Source organism: Pseudomonas sp. URMO17WK12:I7, from assembly GCF_003269045.1.
Classification (GTDB): Bacteria; Pseudomonadota; Gammaproteobacteria; order Pseudomonadales; family Pseudomonadaceae; genus Aquipseudomonas; species Aquipseudomonas putida_J.
This window is the reverse complement of record NZ_QLTL01000017.1, coordinates 96,926-117,291: the sequence shown is the minus strand read 5'-3', so window position 1 is coordinate 117,291 and position 20,366 is coordinate 96,926. Positions and strand designations below refer to the sequence as shown.

The 20,366-nt window shown below is 64.2% G+C and carries 18 protein-coding genes and 1 pseudogene; 12 read left to right on the top strand and 7 right to left on the bottom strand.

Annotation, left to right across the window (positions count from 1 at the left end):
- From H040_RS22365 to benA, 6 genes and pseudogenes are all read right to left on the bottom strand, one after another.
- Positions 1 to 518: pseudogene (locus H040_RS22365) on the bottom strand (muconate cycloisomerase); the annotation flags it as partial.
- Between the two features lie 30 nt (positions 519 to 548).
- Positions 549 to 1,871 carry an MFS transporter gene (locus H040_RS22360; protein ID WP_027919233.1) on the bottom strand — a complete coding sequence of 441 codons (1,323 nt, stop codon included), beginning with the start codon at positions 1,869 to 1,871 and terminating at the stop codon, positions 549 to 551.
- Positions 1,872 to 1,923: 52 nt separating this feature from the next.
- Entirely contained in the window at positions 1,924 to 2,685 is a 762-nt protein-coding gene (locus H040_RS22355; RefSeq protein ID WP_027919232.1) for a 1,6-dihydroxycyclohexa-2,4-diene-1-carboxylate dehydrogenase, read from the bottom strand.
- Between the two features lie 196 nt (positions 2,686 to 2,881).
- Positions 2,882 to 3,895, bottom strand: a complete 1,014-nt coding sequence (benC, locus tag H040_RS22350; RefSeq protein ID WP_027919231.1) for a benzoate 1,2-dioxygenase electron transfer component BenC — start codon at positions 3,893 to 3,895, stop codon at positions 2,882 to 2,884.
- Between the two features lie 70 nt (positions 3,896 to 3,965).
- The gene (gene benB / locus H040_RS22345) at positions 3,966 to 4,451 is read right to left on the bottom strand and encodes a benzoate 1,2-dioxygenase small subunit (protein WP_027919230.1); all 486 of its coding nucleotides are present in this window, start codon (positions 4,449 to 4,451) and stop codon (positions 3,966 to 3,968) included.
- Positions 4,448 to 5,806 carry a benzoate 1,2-dioxygenase large subunit gene (benA, locus tag H040_RS22340; protein ID WP_027919229.1) on the bottom strand — a complete coding sequence of 453 codons (1,359 nt, stop codon included), beginning with the start codon at positions 5,804 to 5,806 and terminating at the stop codon, positions 4,448 to 4,450. Before benA ends, benB begins: the two co-directional genes overlap by 4 nt.
- Before the next feature lie 633 nt (positions 5,807 to 6,439).
- Here benA and H040_RS22335 point away from each other — a divergent pair.
- The 11 genes from H040_RS22335 to H040_RS22285 all read left to right on the top strand — a co-directional run bounded on the left by H040_RS22335 (position 6,440) and on the right by H040_RS22285 (position 18,674).
- Entirely contained in the window at positions 6,440 to 7,501 is a 1,062-nt protein-coding gene (locus H040_RS22335) for a 3-deoxy-7-phosphoheptulonate synthase (RefSeq protein ID WP_027919228.1), read from the top strand.
- An 81-nt stretch (positions 7,502 to 7,582) separates the two neighbouring features.
- Complete coding sequence (locus tag H040_RS22330; protein ID WP_027919227.1) at positions 7,583 to 7,864, top strand: peptidylprolyl isomerase; 282 nt, start codon at positions 7,583 to 7,585, stop codon at positions 7,862 to 7,864.
- Positions 7,865 to 7,871: 7 nt separating this feature from the next.
- The gene (locus H040_RS22325) at positions 7,872 to 9,800 is read left to right on the top strand and encodes an extracellular solute-binding protein (protein ID WP_081784296.1); all 1,929 of its coding nucleotides are present in this window, start codon (positions 7,872 to 7,874) and stop codon (positions 9,798 to 9,800) included.
- On the top strand, positions 9,797 to 10,855 hold the full coding sequence (locus tag H040_RS22320) for a microcin C ABC transporter permease YejB (RefSeq protein WP_027919225.1): 1,059 nt from the start codon (positions 9,797 to 9,799) through the stop codon (positions 10,853 to 10,855). The genes H040_RS22325 and H040_RS22320 overlap by 4 nt, the downstream gene beginning before the upstream one ends.
- A complete protein-coding gene (locus H040_RS22315; protein WP_027919224.1) occupies positions 10,855 to 11,871 on the top strand; it encodes an ABC transporter permease in 1,017 nt (338 codons plus the stop codon). The genes H040_RS22320 and H040_RS22315 overlap by 1 nt, the downstream gene beginning before the upstream one ends.
- Positions 11,872 to 11,948: 77 nt before the next feature.
- On the top strand, positions 11,949 to 13,331 hold the full coding sequence (locus tag H040_RS22310) for a sigma-54 interaction domain-containing protein (RefSeq protein ID WP_027919223.1): 1,383 nt from the start codon (positions 11,949 to 11,951) through the stop codon (positions 13,329 to 13,331).
- A gap of 270 nt (positions 13,332 to 13,601) precedes the next feature.
- The gene (locus tag H040_RS22305; RefSeq protein WP_027919222.1) at positions 13,602 to 14,993 is read left to right on the top strand and encodes a GntP family permease; all 1,392 of its coding nucleotides are present in this window, start codon (positions 13,602 to 13,604) and stop codon (positions 14,991 to 14,993) included.
- An 11-nt stretch (positions 14,994 to 15,004) separates the two neighbouring features.
- Positions 15,005 to 15,775 (top strand): 3-hydroxybutyrate dehydrogenase, encoded by a 771-nt coding sequence (gene hbdH / locus H040_RS22300; RefSeq protein WP_027919221.1) that lies wholly within the window; start codon positions 15,005 to 15,007, stop codon positions 15,773 to 15,775.
- 55 nt (positions 15,776 to 15,830) lie between these two features.
- Positions 15,831 to 16,310 carry a serine protease inhibitor ecotin gene (eco, locus tag H040_RS22295; protein ID WP_027919220.1) on the top strand — a complete coding sequence of 160 codons (480 nt, stop codon included), beginning with the start codon at positions 15,831 to 15,833 and terminating at the stop codon, positions 16,308 to 16,310.
- Positions 16,311 to 16,402: 92 nt separating this feature from the next.
- Entirely contained in the window at positions 16,403 to 18,361 is a 1,959-nt protein-coding gene (locus H040_RS22290; protein ID WP_027919219.1) for an acetoacetate--CoA ligase, read from the top strand.
- Positions 18,362 to 18,398: 37 nt separating this feature from the next.
- A complete protein-coding gene (locus H040_RS22285) occupies positions 18,399 to 18,674 on the top strand; it encodes a peptidylprolyl isomerase (protein ID WP_027919218.1) in 276 nt (91 codons plus the stop codon).
- 113 nt (positions 18,675 to 18,787) lie between these two features.
- Here the strand turns inward: H040_RS22285 and H040_RS22280 are convergent, their stop codons facing one another.
- Positions 18,788 to 19,411 (bottom strand): LysE family translocator, encoded by a 624-nt coding sequence (locus H040_RS22280; RefSeq protein ID WP_027919217.1) that lies wholly within the window; start codon positions 19,409 to 19,411, stop codon positions 18,788 to 18,790.
- A gap of 131 nt (positions 19,412 to 19,542) precedes the next feature.
- Between H040_RS22280 and H040_RS22275 the strand changes: the two genes are divergently transcribed.
- Positions 19,543 to 20,361 carry a helix-turn-helix domain-containing protein gene (locus H040_RS22275; RefSeq protein ID WP_027919216.1) on the top strand — a complete coding sequence of 273 codons (819 nt, stop codon included), beginning with the start codon at positions 19,543 to 19,545 and terminating at the stop codon, positions 20,359 to 20,361.
- Positions 20,362 to 20,366 lie beyond the last annotated feature (5 nt).

Sequence of the window (20,366 nt, the reverse complement as noted above, 5' to 3'; positions counted from 1 at the left end):
TTGGCGCCGATCTTGAGCTTGAACACCCGGTGGCGACGCACCTCCAGCATGTGCTCGGCCTCGGCGATGTCGCGGGCGGTGTCGCCGCTGGCCAGGGTCCAGGCCACTTCCAGGCTGTCACGCACCCGCCCGCCGAGCAGCTCGCTGACCGGCAGGCCGAGGCGCTTGCCTTGGGCGTCGAGCAAGGCGCTTTCGATGCCGGACTTGGCGAAGGTATTGCCCTTGGCCAGCTTGTCGAGCTTGAGCATGGCGGCATTGATGTTGTCCGCTGGCAGGCCGATCAGCGCCGGCGCCAGGTGCGCGTCGATGTTGGCCTTGATGCCCTCGGGGCTTTCGTAGCCGTAGGCCAGGCCGCCGATGGTGGTGGCCTCGCCGATGCCTTCCACGCCGTCGCTGCAGCGCAGGCGCAGCACCACCAGGGTCTGCTGCTGCATGGTGTGCATGGCCAGCTTGTGCGGGCGGATGGTTGGCAGGTCGACGATGATCGCGTCCAGCCGTTCGATGGTCGGGCTTGTCATGCAAAAGCTCCAGTTCAGTCAGTAGAAGAGTCAGGCCGTTGCCATCTGCGCCTGGCGGCGGCCACTGGCCAGGTGCACGGCCATGGCCAGCGCGGCAATCGCACCGGGGATGGCGAAGGCGATGAAATTAAGTTGCAGCGGCAGGTTGATGCCCATCAGCGCACCGCCGAGCAGCGGGCCGACGATGGCGCCATTGCGGCCGATGCCCGACGCCCAGCCAAGGCCGGTAGAACGCACCGACAGGCCATAGAGTTGGGCGGCACCGGCATAGAGCAGGATCTGTGTGCCGATGGTGGTGGCGCCGGCGATGAAGATCAGCACGTAGAGAACCGGCATCGGGCTGTTGACGCCAAGCAGGCTGATCGACAGCGCCGCCGCGATGAAGAAGGCCACCTTGACCTTGACCAGGTTGTAGCGGTCGCCCAGCCAGCCACCGAGAATCGCCCCGGCCATGCCGCCAAAGTTCAAGGCCAGCAGGAACGACAGGCTCGAGCCCAGGCTGTAGCCGGCGTTGGCCATCAGTTTCGGCAGCCACGAGCTCAGTGCGTAGACCATCAGCAGGCAGCAGAAAAACGCCAGCCACAGGGCCAGGGTACGGATGGCCAAGCCATTGCGGAACAAGTCCAGCACCGAGGTGCCGCCACCTTTGCGGTCGGTTGCCTGCAGCACGTCGTCCGCCTGCACATCGCAGCCCGGGTCCAGGCGCTTGAGCAACTTGCGGGCGTCATCGGTGCGACCTTGGCGCACCAGGAATCCGATGGACTCGGGCAGGTAATAGAGGATTGCCGGCAACAGCAGCAGCGGCACTGCAGCGGCAAAGAACATCGATTCCCAGCCAAAACGCGGCAGCATGAAGATGCCGACACCCGCCGAGAGCATGCCGCCCAGCGAATAGCCGCTGAACATGATCGCCACCAGCGTGCTGCGCAGGCGTTTGGGCGCGTATTCGTTCATCAGCGCCACGGCATTGGGCATCAGGCCGCCGCAGCCGAGGCCGGCGATGAAGCGGTAGATGCCAAACTCGCTGGGGCTGCTGGCAAAGCCATTGAGGATGGTCGCCCCGGAGAACAAGGCGAAACAGATGGCGATCCCTTTCTTGCGCCCGATGCGGTCGGCCAGGCTGCCGAACGCCAGGGCGCCGAACATCATGCCGAACAGCGCGTAGCTGCCCAGCGCACCGGCCTGCAACGGGGTCAAGCCCCACTCTTTCATGATCACCGGCAGCACCACGCCGTAGATGAACAGGTCATAGCCGTCGAAGATCAGCAGCAGGCCGCACAGGGCCATGACTCCCCAGTGGAAGGGCGTGAAGCGGGCATTGTCGATGATCGGGTGTACGTCAAGGGTTCGCATGGCATCTGTCTCTGTTGTTGTTGTTTTGGAGGAACGCTTTGCATGGAGGGGATCAGCCGAGGTCACCGCCCCCTACCGGCAGGGTCACGCCGGTGATGTAGGAGGCCTCGTCGGAGGCCAGAAAAAGGATTGCGCCGACCTGCTCGTCGATGCTGCCGTAGCGGTGCATCAGGCTGCTGTCGAGGGTCTGGTCGACGATCTGCTGGTACCAGGCCTTGTCCTGCTCGCTCTGCTCGGCGTTGTTGCGGGGCACCCGGCGCGGTGGCGCCTCGGTGCCGCCGGGGGCGGTGGCGTTGACGCGGATACCGCGGCCAGCAGTTTCGAAGGCCAGGCATGCAGTGAGTGCGTTGACGCCGCCCTTGGCCGCGCCATAAGGCACGCGGTTGACCCCACGGGTGGCGATCGACGAGACGTTGACGATGGCGCCGCTGCCGCGTTCAAGCATGTACGGCAGCGCCGCATGGCAGCACCACAGGGTCGGGAACAGCGATCGCCGCACTTCGGCCTCGATCTGCTCGACCTGGTAGTGCTCGAAAGGTTTGGCCCAGATGGTGCCGCCGACGTTGTTGACCAGGATGTCGAGGCGGCCGAAGGTTTCTACCGCCGTGGCCATGACCCGGTCGCAGTCGGTGTGTTGTTCGAGGTCGGCAATGAGCGTCAGCATGCCCTCCCCGGCCAGTTCGTGGACCAGCTCGGAACGGTCCACCGCCACCACCTGCGCGCCTTCGGCCTTGAGCCGCCAGCACACGCCACGGCCTATGCCCTGGGCGGCGCCGGTGACCAAGGCGACTTTGTTGTGGAATCGGTTATTCATCTCGAACTCCTTTCAGTCCGGAATTGCCGGGAGGGCTGCGCCCTCCATCGCGACGCAAGGCTGCGCCTACAAACACCGCGGTCCCTTGTAGGAGCGGCCTTGTGTCGCGAAAGGGCCGCAACGCGGCCCCGGCAATCCCGCAGTCAATAAAAGGAGGCCACCTTCACCCGCACGATGCCGGCAGCCCCAGGAAAACTCAGGCCGCAGCCGCCGCGAACTTCTCGTAGTAGAAGTTCGCCGGGTTGATGTCCTGTTCGCGCAAGTACTGGCTCACGGCCTCGACCATCGGTGGTGGCCCACACAGGTACACATCGACGTCACCGTCATTGAGGTGCTGCGGCGCGATGTGCTGGGTCACGTACCCCTTCTGTGGGTACTGGCTGTCTGGGTTGGCGACGCAGGCGCTGAAAGTGAAGTTAGGGATGTTCGCGGCCAGCGCCTGCAAGCGGTCCAGCTCGACCAGGTCGAAATCGTTGGTTACCCCGTAGATCAGGTGCAGCGGGTGCTCGCTGCCCTGCTCGGCAATCTTCTCCAGCATCGCCGTGAACGGCGCCAGGCCCGTACCACCGGCCAGCAGCAACAGCGGGCGCTGGATCGGCCGCAGGTAGAAGCTGCCCAACGGGCCCGCCAGGCTCATGTTGTCGCCGGCCTTGGCCAGGCTGGTGAGGAAGCTGCTCATCAGCCCGCCCGGCACATTGCGGATCAGGAAGCTGACCTCGCCGTCCTTCTGCAGCGAGCTGAAGGAATAGGCGCGGCTCTGGTCGCTGCCCGGCACCTTGAGGTTGACGTACTGCCCCGGCAGGAACGCCAGGTGGCTCAGTGCCTCACCCTTGATCGACAAGGCGATGGTGCTGGCCGACAGCTGGCGCACATCACTGATGGCTGCTTCGAAACTGGCCTGCTCGGTCTTGCATAGTTGCGACGACGCCGGGATGCGCACCACGCAATCGCTTTCGGCGCGCATCTGGCAAGTCAGCACGTAGCCTTCGGCGATCTCGTCTTCACTCAGGGCGTCTTCGATGAAGTTGTCACCCAGGTCGTAACGCCCGGACTCGGCCTTGCACTTGCAGGTACCGCAGGCGCCGTCGCGGCAGTCCAGCGGGATGTTGATGCCCTGGCGGTAGGCGGCGTCGGCCACGGTTTCATGGCCGCTGGCCTCGATGAAGCGGGTAACCCCGTCTTCGAAATTAAGTGCGATCTGGAAGCTCATGTTGCACCTCGCGGGCGAGCCTGGCCGCGGCGTGTCAGTGGGCACACCGAGCGGCTCGCGTTACCTCGGATCAGATGTGGTAGATGTCGATGACCTGACGCACGTAGTCGTTCTTCAGCACCACCTTCTTGGCCTTGATCAGCGGCTGTTCGCCGCGCAGGTCGAGGGTGTAGAAGCTGCTGCCGAAGTAGCTGTCAGTGGTCTTGTAGCGGAAGCTCAGGGTGTGCCAGTTGAAGCGCACCTGGCAGCTGCCCTCGCACTGCGAGACGATCTCGATGTTGCTGATGTTGTGCGAGGTGCGGGTGTCCGGCACGGTCGCACTGGAGCGCTCGGTCTTGATCCGGAACACGCGGTCCTCAAGGCCGCCACGGTTGCCGTACCAGATCAGCGAAATTTCGCTTTGCGGGTCTTCGGTCAGGGTGTCGTCATCGTCCCAGGATGGCATCCAGAAGGTCGCGTCGCTGGCGTACAGCTCCAGCCACTGGTCCCACTGGGCGTCGTCCAGGTAGCGGGCTTCGCGGTAGAGGAAGTCGCGCACGGTGTCATGCAGGCTCATTGCACGGCCTCCACGGGGATCAGCTGCTGGCCCTGTTCGAGGGCTTTGATCATGGTTTCCTGCCAGTACTTGTGCTGCAGCACGAACAGGCCTTCGTCCTCGGTGCGCACGCCCGACAGCAGCGGTTTGAGTTCGATTTCCTTTGCCGCCTCGTCGGCGCCTTCGACCCAATGCTGCGCGCCACGGGACATGTCATTCCAGCCGGTGCCGCCGCCGTAGCCGGTCTGGCATGAGCGGAACTCTTCCAGGTCGTCCGGGGTGGCCATGCCACTGACATTGAAGAAGTCTTCATACTGGCGGATGCGCTTGGCGCGGGCATCGGCGCTCTCGCCCTTCGGTGCGATGCAGTAGATGGTGATTTCGGTCTTGTTCACCGAAATCGGCCGGGCGATACGGATCTGTGAGCTGAACTGGTCCATCAAGTACACGTTGGGGTACAGGCACAGGTTGCGCGAGTTCTCGATCATCCAGTCGGCACGGGCTTGGCCGAAGTCGGCGGCCAGCTGGTCACGGCGCTCGAAGGCCGGGCGGTCTTCGGGGTTGGCCCAACGGGTCCACAGCAACAGGTGGCCGTGGTCGAAGGAATAGAAGCCACCGCCCTGCTTGGCCCAGGCGCCGGCGCTCATGGTCTTGATCTCGTCGCCCGCCTCGCGCTGCTTGCGCTGGTTCTGGGTGGCGGCGTAGTTCCAGTGCACGGAGCTGACGTGGTAGCCGTCGGCGCCGTTTTCGGCGGTGAGCTTCCAGTTGCCCTCGTAGATGTACGAGCTGGCACCGCGCAGCACTTCAAGGCCTTCAGGGGACTGGTCGACGATCATGTCGATGATCTTCGCCGACTCGCCCAGGTGCTCGACCAGTGGCTTGACCTCGGCATTCAGGCTGCCGAACAGGAAGCCACGGTACGACTCGAAGCGGGCAACCTTGGTCAGGTCGTGGGAGCCGTCGCAGTTGAAACTGTCGGGGTAGCCGGCATTGCTCGGGTCTTTGACCTTGAGCAGCTTGCCGCTGTTGTTGAAGGTCCAGCCATGGAACGGGCACGTATAGCTTGCGCGGTTGCCGCGCTTGTGGCGGCACAGCATGGCGCCGCGGTGGCTGCAGGCATTGAGGAAGGCATTGAGCTCCCCGTCCTTGTTGCGCGCGATGAAGATCGGCTGGCGCCCCATGGTCAGGGTGAGGAAGTCGTTCTTTTCGGGGATCTGGCTTTCATGGGCCAGGTAGATCCAGTTGCCCTCGAAGATGTGCTTCATCTCCAGGTCAAACAGGCGCGGGTCGGTGAACATCTCGCGTTTGCAGCGATAGACGCCCGTTTCACGGTCGTCCTCAAGCATGGCATTGAGGTAGTCGAATCCCAGGGACATGGCCAGGGTCTCCATTGTTATTGTTCAGACCGGGTCAGGTTAGGGTTTGCCCTGGGGTGGCAATATCCATCGCCTGCAGAGTGCTATCCGTTTTGTGCAAATATCGACCCGATAGCATTTATCCATTGAACAGTGCGCATCGCCTGAAGTAAGCTCGGGCTCATTCACTGGAGAGCAACATGCCGAAACACACCCGCAACCACGCCAACCACACCGGTCGCAGCCTGCGCCCTGTGCTGGCCGTTGCCGGCTGCCAGGCTGCTGCCAGCTTTTATTTTGGGTATTGGTTTAGCCACTAGGCGCCGATACCCAAACGGCGCCCACCTTCGAGGGGCCGCCGAACATGAGAATACTCAAACCCCCGGTCGGCTCCCCCGACCGGGGGTTTTGCTTTTCAGGCCCCTGCACTTTTACCGATTCGAACTGAGGACAGATTCATGAACTACGCCACTTATTACTACGCAAGCACCTATGCCTGGCGATTTAGCCAATCCCGTTCGGGCCAGCCTGCCGCCTCCGATCGGTCCCGCTCAGGTGGCAATGCTGCAAACAATCAATCAACGAATAGTCGAACACCTCGATAGGGCCGACCGCGCGGGCCAGAACCCGCCGTCCGCCCAGGGAACATACGCCATGCAAGCCTCGAACCTCGCTCTGCCCCTGACCCAACCGCAAGCTGCCAACACCACCGTCAGCCAGCGCCTGCCCAGCCCGCACCTGCTCAAGCAGCAGATGCCGCTGTCCAGCGAACTCGCCCAGCAAGTCCACAGCCACCGCCAGGCCATCCGCGCCATCCTCGAAGGCCGCGATGAGCGCCTGCTGGTAATCGTCGGCCCATGCTCGATCCACGACCCCCGCTCGGCCCTGGAATACGCCGACCGCCTGGCCGCCCTCAGCCGCGAAGTCGATGACAAGCTGCTGCTGGTGATGCGCGCCTACGTGGAAAAACCCCGCACCACGGTGGGCTGGAAAGGCCTGGCCTACGACCCGCACCTGGACGGCAGCGACGACATGCATGCCGGCATCGCCCTGTCCCGTGGCTTGATGCTGAGCATGATCGAACGTGGCTTGCCGATCGCCACCGAGTTGCTGCAACCAATGGCCGCCGGTTACTTCGACGACCTGCTGGGCTGGGCGGCGATTGGCGCACGCACCACCGAATCGCAGATTCACCGGGAAATGGTCAGCGGCCTGGAGCTGCCGGTGGGCTTCAAGAATGGCACCGACGGCGGCGTCGGCATTGCCTGTGACGCCATGCGCAGCGCCGCGGCCCCGCACCGCCACTTTGGCATGGACGCGCAGGGCTACCCGGCGATCATCGAAACCCTGGGCAACCCGGACACTCACCTGGTGCTGCGCGGCGGCCACAAAGGCCCGAACTACGATGCCAGCAGCATCGCCCAGGCCCGCCAGGGCTTGGCCAAGGCCGGCTTGCAGGCACGCATCGTGGTCGACTGCAGCCATGCCAATAGCGGCAAGGACCCTGCCCGCCAGCCAGCGGTGTTCGAGGATGTACTGGCCCAGCGCCTGGCCGGTGACCGCTCGATTGTCGGGGTCATGCTCGAAGGCCACCTGTTCGACGGTTGCCAGGCCCTGGGCAAGGGCGCGCTGAAATACGGCGTGTCGATCACCGATGGCTGCCTGGGTTGGAGCGCGACCGAAACCCTGCTGCGCGAGGCTGCAGCCCGTATGTGACAGACTGCTGCAAGCCCGGCGAGACATGACCCGATCAAGTGCGCTAGGCTTGCTGTTTTTACCCTCCAAGGAGCAGTACCCATGGCACGCGCCACCGCCCGTCACATCCTCGTCAGCACCGAAGAAAAGTGCAACGAACTGAAAGCCCAGATCGAAGCCGGTGCCGACTTCGCTGAAATCGCCAAGGCCAACTCTACCTGCCCGTCCAGCCGCCAGGGCGGTGACCTGGGCTCGTTCGGCCCAGGCCAGATGGTCAAGGAATTCGACACCGTGGTATTCAGCGCCCCGGTCAACACCGTACAGGGCCCAGTGAAGACCCAGTTCGGCTACCACCTGCTGGAAGTGACCAGCCGCCAGGACTGATCTGCTGATCATCGTGTCCCCTCTGGGAGCGGGTTTACCCGCGAAGAGGCCAGACCAGGTATTGCCTTTGCCTGCTCGGGACTCTTCGCGGGTAAACCCGCTCCCACAGGTCCTTATTGGGGTCTGGATGCTGTGCATGGGCTGGATGGCCCAAGCCGCCCCCACTCACGCTTTGACTGTGTACGGTGAGGCGCCCCGCTATGTCGAAGGCTTCCGCCATTTCGACTACGTCAACGCCGACGCCCCCAAGGGTGGCCTGATGCGCCGCTCGGCCATCGAGATCGGCCAGTTCGACCATATCCTGCCCTACATCGACAAAGGCATCGGCGTCAGCGAGGTCGATGGCTGGCTGTATGCGCCCCTGGCGCAACGCTCGTTCGACGAGCCATATACCGTCTACGGCCTGATTGCCCGGCGCATGGAACGTGGCCCGGATGACGCCTGGCTACGCTTCGAGATCGACCCCAAGGCGACCTTCGCCGATGGCAAGCCGGTGCGCGCCGAAGACGTGCGCTTCAGCTTCGACACGCTCATGGCCGAAGGCAGCCTCAAGTACCGCACCCAGTTCGCCGATGTCGCCGGGGTCACGGTCGAAGGCCCGCAGCGGGTCCGCTTCGACTTCAAGCAACCCCACGGCCGTACCCTGGCCCTGGACGTGGCCAGCTTGCCGGTCCTGCCCGAGCACGACTGGGCCAACCGCGACTTCGCCAACGGCGCCGGCTTCGACAAGCCGGTCGGCAGCGGCCCGTACCGCATCGGGCGTATCGACAACGGCCGCAGCATCACCTTCGAACGCGACCCGAACTGGTGGGCCAAAGACCTGCCCGTCAACCGTGGGCGCTACAACTTCGAACACATCCGCATCGAGTATTTCGGCGACACCGAAGTGGCGCGCCAGGTACTCAAGGGCGGCGGCTACGACTACAACCGCGAATTTTCCGCCACGGCCTACACCCTGGGCTACAACGGCGCGCAGCTGGACGATGGTCGCCTGCAACGCGCTCACCTGGGCCCGGCCAAGCCGCAGGCGGCCCAAGGCTTCGTGTTCAACCTGGACAAGCCACAATTCAAGGACCGCCGGGTACGCCAGGCGCTGGCCATGCTCTGGGACTTCGAATGGAGCAACCGGCAAATGATGCGCAACCTGTACATCCGCCAGCAGAGCGTGTTCTCCAATACCCCGCTGGCTGCCCGCGCACTGCCGGATGCGGGCGAGCTCAAGCTGCTCGAACCGCTGCGTGGCCGGGTGCCGGACGAAGTCTTCACCCAGGTGTTCACGGCGCCGGTTACCGATGGTTCGGGAATCATTCGGCCACAACAGCTGCAGGCGCTGGCCTTGTTGCAACAGGCCGGCTGGCACCCCGAGGGCGATCGCCTGGTCAACGCCCAGGGCGAGCCGTTGGCGTTCACCTTCCTCAACGGCCAGTCCGGCATGGAGCGTCTGCTGCTGCCGTGGAAGCGCAACCTGGCACAGATCGGCATCAGCCTGAACATCCGCAACGTCGATTCGGCGCAGTATGTGAACCGGCTGATGGCCCGTGACTACGACATGATCGTCACCGGCTATTCGGTCACCCTGTCGCCGGGCGCCGAGCTGTACAACTACTTCGGTTCTGCCGCTGCCAACGACCCCGGCTCGAACAACCTGATGGTGCTCAAGGACCCGGCGGTGGACCAGCTGATCGACGGCCTGGTGCGCGCCGACACCCAGGCCGACATGCTGCACCACGCCCATGCCCTGGATCGGGTGTTGCAATGGAACTACTACTGGATCCCCAACTATTACCCACCGGGCAGCTCGACGGTGTGGTGGAACCGCTTTGGCCTGCCAAAAAACCAGCCCGCCTATGACGAAGGCCTGGACAGTTGGTGGGAAGTCAGCCCGACGGCGCTGAGCAACGCGCAGATGGCCGAACGGCAAAAGGCCCAGCCATGACCAGCTACATCCTGCGGCGCCTGCTGCTGATCATCCCCACCTTGCTGGCAATCCTGCTGGTCAACTTCGCCATCGTCCAGGCCGCGCCCGGTGGCCCGGTCGAGCAGGCGGTGGCGCGCCTGCAGGGCCTGGGCGGCGGCGCGCCCGGCTCGCGGGTAGAGGTGGTACACGGCGAATCCCGCGCTACCCGTGGCCTGGACCCGAAGCTGATCGAGGAGATCAAGCGCCAGTACGGCTTCGACAAGAGCGCACCGGAACGCCTGTGGCTGATGCTCGGCCAGTACGCCCGGCTGGACTTCGGCCAAAGCTTCTTTCGCGGCGCCAAGGTCACCGACCTGATCCTCGACAAGCTGCCGGTAACCCTTTCGCTGGGCTTGTGGGCCACGCTGATCACCTACCTGGTGTCCATCCCGCTGGGCATCCGCAAGGCGGTACGCCATGGCAGCCGCTTCGATGCCTGGAGCAGTGCGCTGATCGTGGTCGGCTATGCCCTGCCCTCGTTCCTGTTCGCCTTGCTGCTGATCGTGCTGTTCGCTGGCGGCACCTCGCTGAACTGGTTCCCGGTACGTGGCCTGGTCTCGGACGACTTCGACCAGCTCAGCCTGATGGGCAAGGTTGCCGACTACTTCTGGCACCTGGTGCTGCCAGTCGGCGCCTTGGTGATAGGCGGCTTTGCCACCCTCACCCTGTTGACCAAGAACGCCTTTCTCGATGAAATCTCCCGCCAGTACGTGGTCACCGCCCGTGCCAAGGGCCTGAGCGAACGGCGCGTGCTTTATGGGCATGTGCTGCGTAACGCCATGCTGCTGGTGCTGGCTGGGCTGCCGCAGGCGCTGATCACGGTGTTCTTTGCAGGTTCCTTGCTGATCGAGGTGATCTTTTCCCTCGATGGCCTCGGCCGCATGAGCTACGAAGCGGCGGTGTCACGCGACTACCCGGTGGTGTTCGGCACGCTGTTCATCTTCACCCTGGCCGGCCTGCTGTTCCGTCTGATCGGCGACCTGGCCTTCACCGTGCTCGATCCGCGCATCGACTTCGACTCGAGGGCGCACTGATGCTGTCGCCGGTCTCGCGTCGTCGCCTGCAGCGCTTTCGCCGCAACCGCCTGGGCTGGGTGTCGCTGTGGCTGTTTGCCGGCCTGCTGCTGCTGAGCCTGTGCGCCGAACTGGTGGCCAACGACAAACCCCTGCTGCTGAGCTACCAGGGTGAGCTGTACGTGCCAGCGCTCAAGCGCTACAGCGAGCAGCAATTCGGCGGCCAGCTGCCGTTCCAGCCGGACTACCGCAGCACCTATGTGCGCCAGCTGATCGAGGGCCAAGGCGGCTGGATGCTGTTCGCGCCCATCCCGTTCAGCGCCGACACGCCCAACTATGACCTGCTGGTACCCACGCCCAGCCCGCCCAGCGCGAGCAACTGGCTTGGCACCGACGACCAGGGCCGGGACGTGCTGGCACGGGTGCTGTATGGCACCCGCACCTCGCTGCTGTTCTCCTTTGCCCTGACTGTGATCAGCGTGGTGATCGGTGTCGGCGCCGGCGCGTTGCAGGGTTATTACGGCGGCTGGGTCGACCTGTTCGGGCAGCGCTTGCTTGAAGTGTGGTCGGGGCTGCCGGTGCTGTACCTGCTGATCATCCTCAGTGGCTTCGTCGAGCCGGACTTCTGGTGGTTGCTGGGGATCATGGCGCTGTTCTCGTGGTTGACCCTGGTCGATGTGGTGCGCGCCGAGTTTCTGCGTGGGCGCAACCTCGAATACGTGAAGGCGGCACGCGCGCTGGGGCTGCCGGATACACAGGTGATGCTGCGCCATGTGCTGCCCAACGCGATGAATGCGACGCTGACCTATGTGCCGTTCATGCTCACCGGCGCCATCACCACGCTGACAGCGCTGGATTTCCTCGGCTTCGGCATGCCCGCCGGCAGTGCCTCGCTGGGCGAACTGGTAACCCAGGGCAAGCAGCACCTTGAGGCACCGTGGCTGGGCTTTGCCGCGTTCTTTGCGCTGGCGGTGATTCTTTCGCTGCTGGTATTTATCGGGGATGCCCTGCGCGAAGCGTTCGACCCCAGAGGATAGGTTTTCAGTCCCGGCCTTTTCGCGGGCAAGCCCGCGAAAAGGCCGGGACTGCACTCACAAGGTTCAGGTAGAAGAAGATGCACGAGCGCGACAGCCTCAAGGACTACCCCCAGGTACGGCAACTGGCGATCCGCTCGCTGTTCGAGATCATCGAGCAGTCCAGCGAGGGCACGGTGATCGTCGACCGTGAAGCACGCATCGTCTGGATGAACGAGCGCTACGCCCGGCGTTTTGGCCTGGACGATGCCAGCAGCGCGATCGGCCAGCCCTGCGAGGCGGTGATCCCCGGCAGCCTGATGCGCCAGGTGGTGAGCAATGGCCGGCCAATCCTGCTGGACATGCTCGACACCCCCAACGAGCCGCTGGTAGTGATGCGCCTGCCAATCCATGATGCCCAGGGCGTACTGATCGGCGCCATCGGCTTTGCCCTGTTCGAAGAGCTGCGCAGCCTGTCGCCCTTGCTCAAGCGCTATTCGAGCATGCAGCAGGAGCTGGCCAGCACCCGCTCGCAATTGCGTGCACGCCAGGCCAAATACAGCTTCGCCCAGTTCGTCGGCAGCAGCCCGGCCAGCCTCGAAGCCAAGCGCCGCGCACGGCGGGGTGCGGGCAGCGACTCGCCGGTGCTGCTGCTGGGCGAGACCGGCACCGGCAAAGAGTTGCTGGCCCATGCCATCCACGCAGCGTCCGCGCGGGCACACAAGGCCTTCGTCAGCATCAACAGCGCGGCGATCCCCGAAACCTTGCTGGAAGCCGAGTTCTTTGGCACCGCACCTGGCGCCTTTACCGGCGCCGATCGCAAGGGCCGCAGCGGCAAGCTGCAACTGGCCGAAGGCGGTACGTTATTCCTCGACGAGATCGGTGACATGCCCCTGGCGCTGCAGAGCAAGCTGCTGCGTGTGCTGCAGGAAAAGGAGTACGAACCGGTCGGCTCGAACCAGATGCTGCGCAGCGATGTGCGCATCGTTGCCGCCACCTCCATCGATTTGCAGGCAGCCATGGCCCGCGGGGCGTTTCGCGCCGACCTGTATTACCGGCTGAATGTGCTGCCGATCGAGGTACCGCCGCTTCGGGAGCGCTTGGAAGACTTACCGGCGCTGTGCGAAGCGATCCTTGCCGAACTGGGCAGCCAGTACGAGCTGGAGCTGGAAGCCCAGGCACTGCTGGCACGGCACGCGTGGCCCGGGAATATTCGCGAGTTGCGCAACGTGCTGGAGCGGGCGACGTTGCTGGCTGACCAACCGCGCCTCGGTGTAGCCGACCTGGCTGCGGCGCTGGGGCCGCTGAGCCCGATCGCAGGCCAGGCTAATCGCATGAGCTATCGTGAGGCGTGTGAACAGTTCGAACGTGGTCTGATTGCCGGGGTTTTGGCCGAACATGCGGGGAATGTGCCCGAGGCGGCCAAGGCACTGGGGCTGGGGCGCTCGACCTTGTACAAGAAAATGGTGGCCTTTGGTCTCTGATTGGAGATTTTTGTTTCTGTTTTGAGATTACTGCGAGGGCTTCGCCCTCGATCGCGGCTAAAGCCGCTCCTGCCAAGGATCGCGTCCCCTTGTAGGAGCGGCTTTAGCCGCGATGGGCTGCGAAGCAGCCCCCCACAGTCTCAAAATGTAGACATCGCGAACAATAAAAACCCAATAAACCTTATAAATCAATTAGTTACAGATTTGGCACGATTCCCGCTATCTCCCGGTCACCCATAACAACAAGACTCACCCAGGAGACCCATCCCGATGACCGTGCTCATCGCCCTCGCCGCCTTGGCACTGCTGATGCTGGCCGCCTACCGCGGTTACAGCGTGATCCTTTTCGCCCCCATCGCCGCCCTCGGCGCCGTCCTGCTCACCGACCCGGCCGCCGTGGCTCCCGCGTTCACCGGGGTGTTCATGGAGAAAATGGTCGGCTTCATCAAACTGTACTTCCCCGTGTTCCTGCTTGGCGCGGTATTCGGCAAGCTCATCGAGCTGTCCGGCTTTTCGCGCTCGATCGTCGCCGCCGCCATCCGCCTGCTCGGTACCCGCCAGGCGATGCTGGTGATCGTGCTGGTCTGCGCCCTGCTCACCTACGGCGGCGTGTCCCTGTTCGTGGTGGTGTTCGCGGTGTACCCGTTCGCCGCCGAGATGTTCCGCCAGAGCGACATCCCCAAGCGCCTGATCCCGGCAACCATCGCCCTGGGCGCATTCTCGTTCACCATGGACGCGCTGCCCGGCACCCCACAGATCCAGAACATCATCCCCAGCACCTTCTTCAACACCACCGCCTGGGCCGCGCCCTGGCTGGGGCTCATCGGCACGCTGTTCGTGTTCTGCAGCGGCATGCTGTACCTGCAGCGCCAGCGCAACAAGGCCCAGCGCGCTGGCGAAGGCTACGGCAGCAACCTGCGCAACGAGCCTGAGACAGCTGCCGACCTGGCCCTGCCCAACCCCTGGCTGGCACTCTCGCCACTGGTACTGGTGGGCGTGATGAACCTGCTGTTCACCCACTGGATCCCGCAGTGGTACGGCCCCAGCCATACCCTGCAACTGCCCGGCATGAGCGCACCGGTCAACAGTGACGTAGCCAAGCTCACGGCGATCTGGGCGGTGCAGGCAGCACTGCTGGTGGGCATTCTGATGGTGCTGGTGTGCGCCTTCGGGGTGATCCGCGAACGCCTTGCCGAAGGCACCAAAAGCGCGGTCGGCGGCGCGCTGCTGGCAGCCATGAACACTGCATCCGAGTATGGTTTTGGCGCCGTGATCGCCTCGCTGCCGGGCTTTCTGGTGCTCGCCGATGCGTTGCGAGGCATTCCCAACCCGTTGGTCAACGAAGCGATCACCGTGACCCTGCTGGCCGGCATCACCGGCTCCGCCTCGGGTGGCATGAGCATCGCCCTGGCGGCCATGAGCGACAGCTTCATCGCCGCGGCCAACGCCGCCAACATTCCCCTTGAAGTGCTGCACCGGGTGGCCGCGATGGCCAGCGGCGGCATGGACACCCTGCCGCACAATGGCGCGGTGATCACCCTGTTGGCGGTAACCGGGCTGACCCACCGCGAAGCCTACAAAGACATTTTCGGTATTACCCTGATCAAGACCCTGGCGGTTTTCGTGGTCATCGCCACGTTCTACGCCACCGGCATCGTCTAAGGAGTTTCTGCATGACTTTGAAAGGCAAGACTGCACTCGTCACCGGCTCCACCAGCGGCATCGGCCTGGGTATCGCCCAGGTGCTGGCCCGCGCTGGCGCCAACATCCTGCTCAATGGCTTCGGCGACCCGGCAGCGGCCCTGGCACACATCGCCAGCCATGGCGTCAAGGTTGCCCACCACCCGGCGGACCTGTCCGATGTGGCGCAGATCGAGGCGCTGTTCGCCCTGGCCGAACGCGAGTTCGGCGGCGTCGACATTTTGGTCAACAACGCCGGCATCCAGCACGTGGCGCCGGTAGAGCAGTTCCCGGTAGAAAGCTGGGACAAGATCATCGCCCTCAACCTGTCAGCCGTGTTCCATGGCACCCGCCTGGCCCTGCCCGGCATGCGCGCGCGCAGCTGGGGGCGGATCATCAACATTGCTTCAGTGCATGGGCTGGTGGGCTCCACCGGCAAGGCGGCCTATGTAGCGGCCAAGCATGGTGTGGTCGGCCTGACCAAGGTGGTGGGGCTGGAAACCGCCACCAGCAACGTCACGTGCAACGCCATTTGCCCAGGCTGGGTGCTGACCCCGCTGGTGCAGAAGCAGATCGACGATCGTGCCGCCAGCGGCGTCGATCCGCAGCAAGCGCAGCACGATCTGCTGGCCGAGAAGCAGCCTTCATTGGCCTTCGTCACCCCCGAGCATCTGGGCGAGCTGGTACTATTCCTGTGCAGCGAGGCCGGTAGCCAGGTTCGCGGCGCCGCCTGGAACGTCGATGGTGGCTGGTTGGCCCAGTGACGGGCGGCCTGGGCCTGGCAACCGTCTTGCACTCGTTCATCAGCAAGGAGGCCCTATGCGCCCAACCCCAATGACTGCGATCTTTGCCCTGACCCTGGCTGCCGCCGCCCCGGCGATGGCGGCCAGCCTCAAGGACGTAGCGCCCTATCCCGAGGCGGAAAAAGGCTTTACCCGGCAGGTCATTCACCTGCCGGCGCAAACCGATGAATCGGCCCACAAGCTGGAAATCCTGGCCGGCAAGACGCTGCAGGTGGACTGCAACCGCCAGCGCCTGGCCGGCAGCCTGCAAGAGCACACCCTCGAAGGCTGGGGCTACAGCTACTACCGCCTGGACAAGGTCGGCGGCCCGGCCAGCACCCTGATGGCCTGCCCGGACGGCAAGAAGACCCAGGCCTTCGTGCCGGTGGTCGGCGAAGGCTTCATGCTCCGCTACAACAGCAAGCTGCCGGTGGTGGTCTATGTGCCCAAGGGTGTCGAAGTACGCTATCGCGTATGGTCGGCATCGGCAGACGTGCAAACGGCTAAAGTGGAGTAACGCGGCAACCTTTGAGGTTTGTGTCAGGCCTCTTCGCGGGCTTGCCCCGCGAAGAGGCCGTGAAGGCCAATGCAGTCATCGGGAGGTTCGGCATGAACGATGTGCTCTGGCGCCCCTCCACGGCGCAGATCGAGGCCAGCCGGATGGATGCCTTCCGCCGCCGGGTCAACCTGCGCTACAACCTGCAGCTCAATGATTACGCGGCCCTGCACCGGTGGAGCATCGAGCAGCGCCCTGCTTTCTGGCAAACCCTTGCCGACTATTTCCAGGTAGCCTGGCATAGCCCGCCCAGTCAGGTGCTCAGCGAAGGTGCGCACATGCCCGACGCCCGCTGGTTCAGTGGGGCCACGCTGAATTTCGCCGAACACCTGCTGCGTCGACGTGACGATCGGCTTGCCGTGGTTTCCGTGCGTGAAGATGGCCAGCGAATGGTCTTTACCCATTCCCAACTGGCCGCCGAGGTCGCAGGCCTGCAGAAAGCCTTCAAGGCCGCGGGCATCGAGCCCGGTGACCGCATTGCAGCCGTCATGCCCAACACCTGGCAAACCCTGGTGGCAATGCTTGCCTGCACCAGCCTGGGTGCGGTCTGGTCGAGCTCTTCACCGGAATTCGGCCTGCACGGCATCATTGACCGGTTTGGCCAGATCGAACCGAAACTGCTGCTGGTCTGCGCCGGTTACCAGTACGCCGGCAAGTCGTTCGACCAGGTCGACAAGATCAACCAGGTCTGCGCCCAGCTGCCGGGGCTGCAGCAGTTGATTGTGGTGCCCTATACCCGCCCCCACACACACGCTTGCGAATTCACCGCTGCCAAGGTCAGCCTGTGGGACAACTTCTATCAGGCCGGTGGTGAGCCTGTGTTTACCTCGCTGCCGTTCGACCACCCGTTGTACATCCTCTATTCCAGCGGCACCACGGGTGTGCCCAAGTGCATCGTCCACCGCGCTGGCGGCCTGCTGCTGCAACACCTCAAGGAACACGGCCTGCACAACGACCTGAAGGCCGATGACGTGTTGTTCTACTACACCACCTGTGGCTGGATGATGTGGAACTGGCTGGCCAGTGGCCTGGCCGTCGGCGCCACCCTGGTGCTGTACGATGGCTCACCGTTCCACCCTGGCCCCGAGCGCCTGCTCGACCTGATCGACGCCGAACGCATCCAGGCCTTCGGCACCAGTGCCAAATACCTGGCCGCGCTGGAGCAGGAAGGCCTGGAGCCGGCCACTAGCCACCGGCTGGACAGCCTGCGCCTGATCCTTTCCACCGGCTCACCCTTGTCGCCGCACAGCTACGACTATGTATACGGCAAGATCAAGGCTGACCTGTGCCTGGCCTCGATGTCCGGCGGCACCGACATCGTCTCGTGCTTTGTGCTCGGCAACCCCACCCTGCCGGTGCGCCGGGGCGAAATGGCCTGCAAGGGCCTGGGCATGGCCGTGGAAGTGTGGAACGATCACGGCCAGCCGGTGCTCGATGAAAAAGGCGAGCTGGTCTGTATCCGCAACTTCCCGTCGATGCCCCTGGGCTTCTGGAACGACAGCGACGGTAGCCGCTACCATGATGCCTATTTCAGCCAGTTCCCCGGGGTCTGGGCGCAGGGCGACTACGCCGAACAGCTCAGCAGCGGCGGCCTGCTGATCCACGGCCGCTCTGACGCAGTGCTCAATCCGGGTGGCGTGCGAATAGGCACGGCAGAGATCTACCGCCAGGTGGACAAGGTCGAAGAAGTACTGGAAAGCGTGGCCATCGGCCAGGAGTGGCAAGGCGATGTGCGCGTAGTGCTGTTCGTGCGCCTGCGCGGTGACCTGCAACTGGACGATGCCCTGCGCCAGCGTATTCGCCAGGTGATCCGCCAGTACACCACGCCGCGCCACGTGCCGGCGGTGATCGCCCAGGTCACCGACATCCCGCGCACCATCAGTGGCAAGCTGGTGGAGCTGGCCATCCGCAACGTCGTGCACGGGCTGGCGGTGAAGAATACCGATGCCCTGGCCAATCCGCAGGCGCTGGAACAGTTTCGTGACCGCACAGAGCTGCGCGATCAGGCATAATGCGCCCTTTTTTTTGCCCCCGAAGCACAGGTGTCCCATGAAAGCTCAAGCCCGCCACATCCTGGTCAAGACCGCTGACGAAGCCGAAAAGCTCAAGCAGCGCATCGCCAATGGCGAGGCCTTCGACGTGCTGGCGAAGAAGTTCTCCACCTGCCCATCAGGCAAGCGCGGCGGTGACCTGGGCGAAGTGCGCCCGGGCCAGCTGGTGGGCTCGATCGACCAGGTAATCTTCAAGAAAGCCCTGCGCGTGGTCCACGGGCCGATCAAGAGTAAGTTCGGCTACCACCTGGTGCAGACCTTCTACCGCGATTGATAGCCACGGGCCTCCTGGCATTTTTGCCAGTTGCCCCGTGTTTGCGCCTTACATACAACTCAGGCAGGGCCGTAACGGCATATGAAATGCCGTTACAGTGAGCGAGGCGAGGTCTAGCGGCGCGCCGCCAGCAAGCCTAGGCCGGCGCAACCGAGCAGCGAGGCGCTGACCCGGTTGAACAGCCGGCGCGGGCCGGGCTGGCTGAACCAGCGTTGCATGTAGGCGCCCAGGCCCGAGTAGATGGCAATCGCCGCCCACTCCAGCAGCAGGAACAGCACACCCAGCCAGAGGAACTGCTCGCTGACCGGTGTAGCGCTGCCGACCGTGACAAACTGCGGCAGGAAGGCAGTAAAGATCAGGATGGCTTTCGGGTTGCCCGCCGCCACCCAGAATTCCTGGCGCGCCAGACGCCAGGTGCCACGCGGGTGATCGCTGGCTACCACAGCCTCGCCAACCGGGGCGCGCCACAGCTGCCAGGCGATGTAGAACAGATACGCCGCGCCCACCACCTTGATCGCCAGAAAGAGGTATTCGCTGGTGTGCAGCACCACCGCCAGGCCCATGGCAGCCAAAGCGATCATGCCGCTGAAGGCAAGAATCCTCCCGCCGCCAGCCACACAAGCGGTACGCAGCCCGTAGCGGCTGGCATTGTGCAACGACAACAGGTTGTTCGGCCCCGGCGCCATGTTCAGGGCAAAGCAGGCAGGGATGAATAGCAACAGGCTCGACAGGTCCATTTTGTTCTCCAGGCAATCTGCCCCTACTCTCGATGCCGGGCGGGTGCCCGGTCAAGGTACAGCCAACGGCAAAAACTGTACGGTCTCGCGCCCGGCGCTGCTAAGCTGCGCTGCTGATCGAGGACACCGTCATGCCCACTGCCCGTTCCCTGCTTTGGCACGACTCGGCACTGCCCTGGGTGGAAAGCCGCCGTGCCTGCCATAGCCGCGCCTGCTACAAGGCGCACAGTCACCCGACCTTCTCCATCGGCGCAGTAGATGCCGGCAGCAGCTGCTTCACAGGCGCTGGCGAGGGGCGCGAGCGCCTCACGCCGGGCACCCTGGTGCTGGTGCCGGCGCAACGGGTGCATGCCTGCAACCCCGAGCCCGGCCAAGCCTGGAGCTACCAGATGCTGCATGTGCAAGCCGGCTGGCTGGCGCAGTTGCGCCTGGAGTCCGGGCTCGAAGCGGCCAGGCCCGGAGCCCCTGCGCGCATCAGCCAGGAACCGGGGCTGTACCGTGAATTCTGTGAGCTGAACGACCTGTTGTTCTCTGCAGCCAGCACTGGCGAGAAAGAAGCGGCGCTGGTGGCGTTCCTGGGCGATCACGACTTTTCTGCTCAACCGGCATCACGTGCGGCGCCCGCACCTGCGCTGGCGGGGCCGACCTTGCGCAGGCTGATCGAATACATCGAGGCGCACGACCTGGCGCAACTGAGCCTTGAGCGCCTGGCCGGGCAAGCGGGCCTTGGCCGCTATCAGCTGATCCGCGCGTTTCGCGCCGCTACCGGCCTTACACCCCATGCCTATCTGCTCAATGCGCGGGTCAACCGAGGCCGGCTACTGCTGCGTGACGGGCTGGCATTGGCCGAGGTTGCCTACCAGCTGGGGTTTGCCGACCAGAGCCATTTCCAGCGGGTGTTCAAAGCCCATGTAGGGGTGACGCCGGGGCATTACCGGCAAGCGCAATAATCTTC

Bases quoted from the DNA above. Each gene is read 5' to 3' on its own strand.
- H040_RS22360 (WP_027919233.1), bottom strand. From the start codon at position 1,871: ATGCGAACCCTTGACGTACACCCGATCATCGACAATGCCCGCTTCACG.
- H040_RS22320 (WP_027919225.1), top strand. From the start codon at position 9,797: ATGACCAGCTACATCCTGCGGCGCCTGCTGCTGATCATCCCCACCTTG.
- H040_RS22285 (WP_027919218.1), top strand. From the start codon at position 18,399: ATGAAAGCTCAAGCCCGCCACATCCTGGTCAAGACCGCTGACGAAGCC.
- H040_RS22355 (WP_027919232.1), bottom strand. From the start codon at position 2,685: ATGAATAACCGATTCCACAACAAAGTCGCCTTGGTCACCGGCGCCGCC.
- H040_RS22315 (WP_027919224.1), top strand. From the start codon at position 10,855: ATGCTGTCGCCGGTCTCGCGTCGTCGCCTGCAGCGCTTTCGCCGCAAC.
- eco (WP_027919220.1), top strand. From the start codon at position 15,831: ATGCGCCCAACCCCAATGACTGCGATCTTTGCCCTGACCCTGGCTGCC.
- H040_RS22305 (WP_027919222.1), top strand. From the start codon at position 13,602: ATGACCGTGCTCATCGCCCTCGCCGCCTTGGCACTGCTGATGCTGGCC.
- H040_RS22290 (WP_027919219.1), top strand. From the start codon at position 16,403: ATGAACGATGTGCTCTGGCGCCCCTCCACGGCGCAGATCGAGGCCAGC.
- H040_RS22310 (WP_027919223.1), top strand. From the start codon at position 11,949: ATGCACGAGCGCGACAGCCTCAAGGACTACCCCCAGGTACGGCAACTG.
- H040_RS22280 (WP_027919217.1), bottom strand. From the start codon at position 19,411: ATGGACCTGTCGAGCCTGTTGCTATTCATCCCTGCCTGCTTTGCCCTG.
- hbdH (WP_027919221.1), top strand. From the start codon at position 15,005: ATGACTTTGAAAGGCAAGACTGCACTCGTCACCGGCTCCACCAGCGGC.
- H040_RS22335 (WP_027919228.1), top strand. From the start codon at position 6,440: ATGCAAGCCTCGAACCTCGCTCTGCCCCTGACCCAACCGCAAGCTGCC.
- benA (WP_027919229.1), bottom strand. From the start codon at position 5,806: ATGTCCCTGGGATTCGACTACCTCAATGCCATGCTTGAGGACGACCGT.
- benC (WP_027919231.1), bottom strand. From the start codon at position 3,895: ATGAGCTTCCAGATCGCACTTAATTTCGAAGACGGGGTTACCCGCTTC.
- H040_RS22275 (WP_027919216.1), top strand. From the start codon at position 19,543: ATGCCCACTGCCCGTTCCCTGCTTTGGCACGACTCGGCACTGCCCTGG.
- H040_RS22330 (WP_027919227.1), top strand. From the start codon at position 7,583: ATGGCACGCGCCACCGCCCGTCACATCCTCGTCAGCACCGAAGAAAAG.
- benB (WP_027919230.1), bottom strand. From the start codon at position 4,451: ATGAGCCTGCATGACACCGTGCGCGACTTCCTCTACCGCGAAGCCCGC.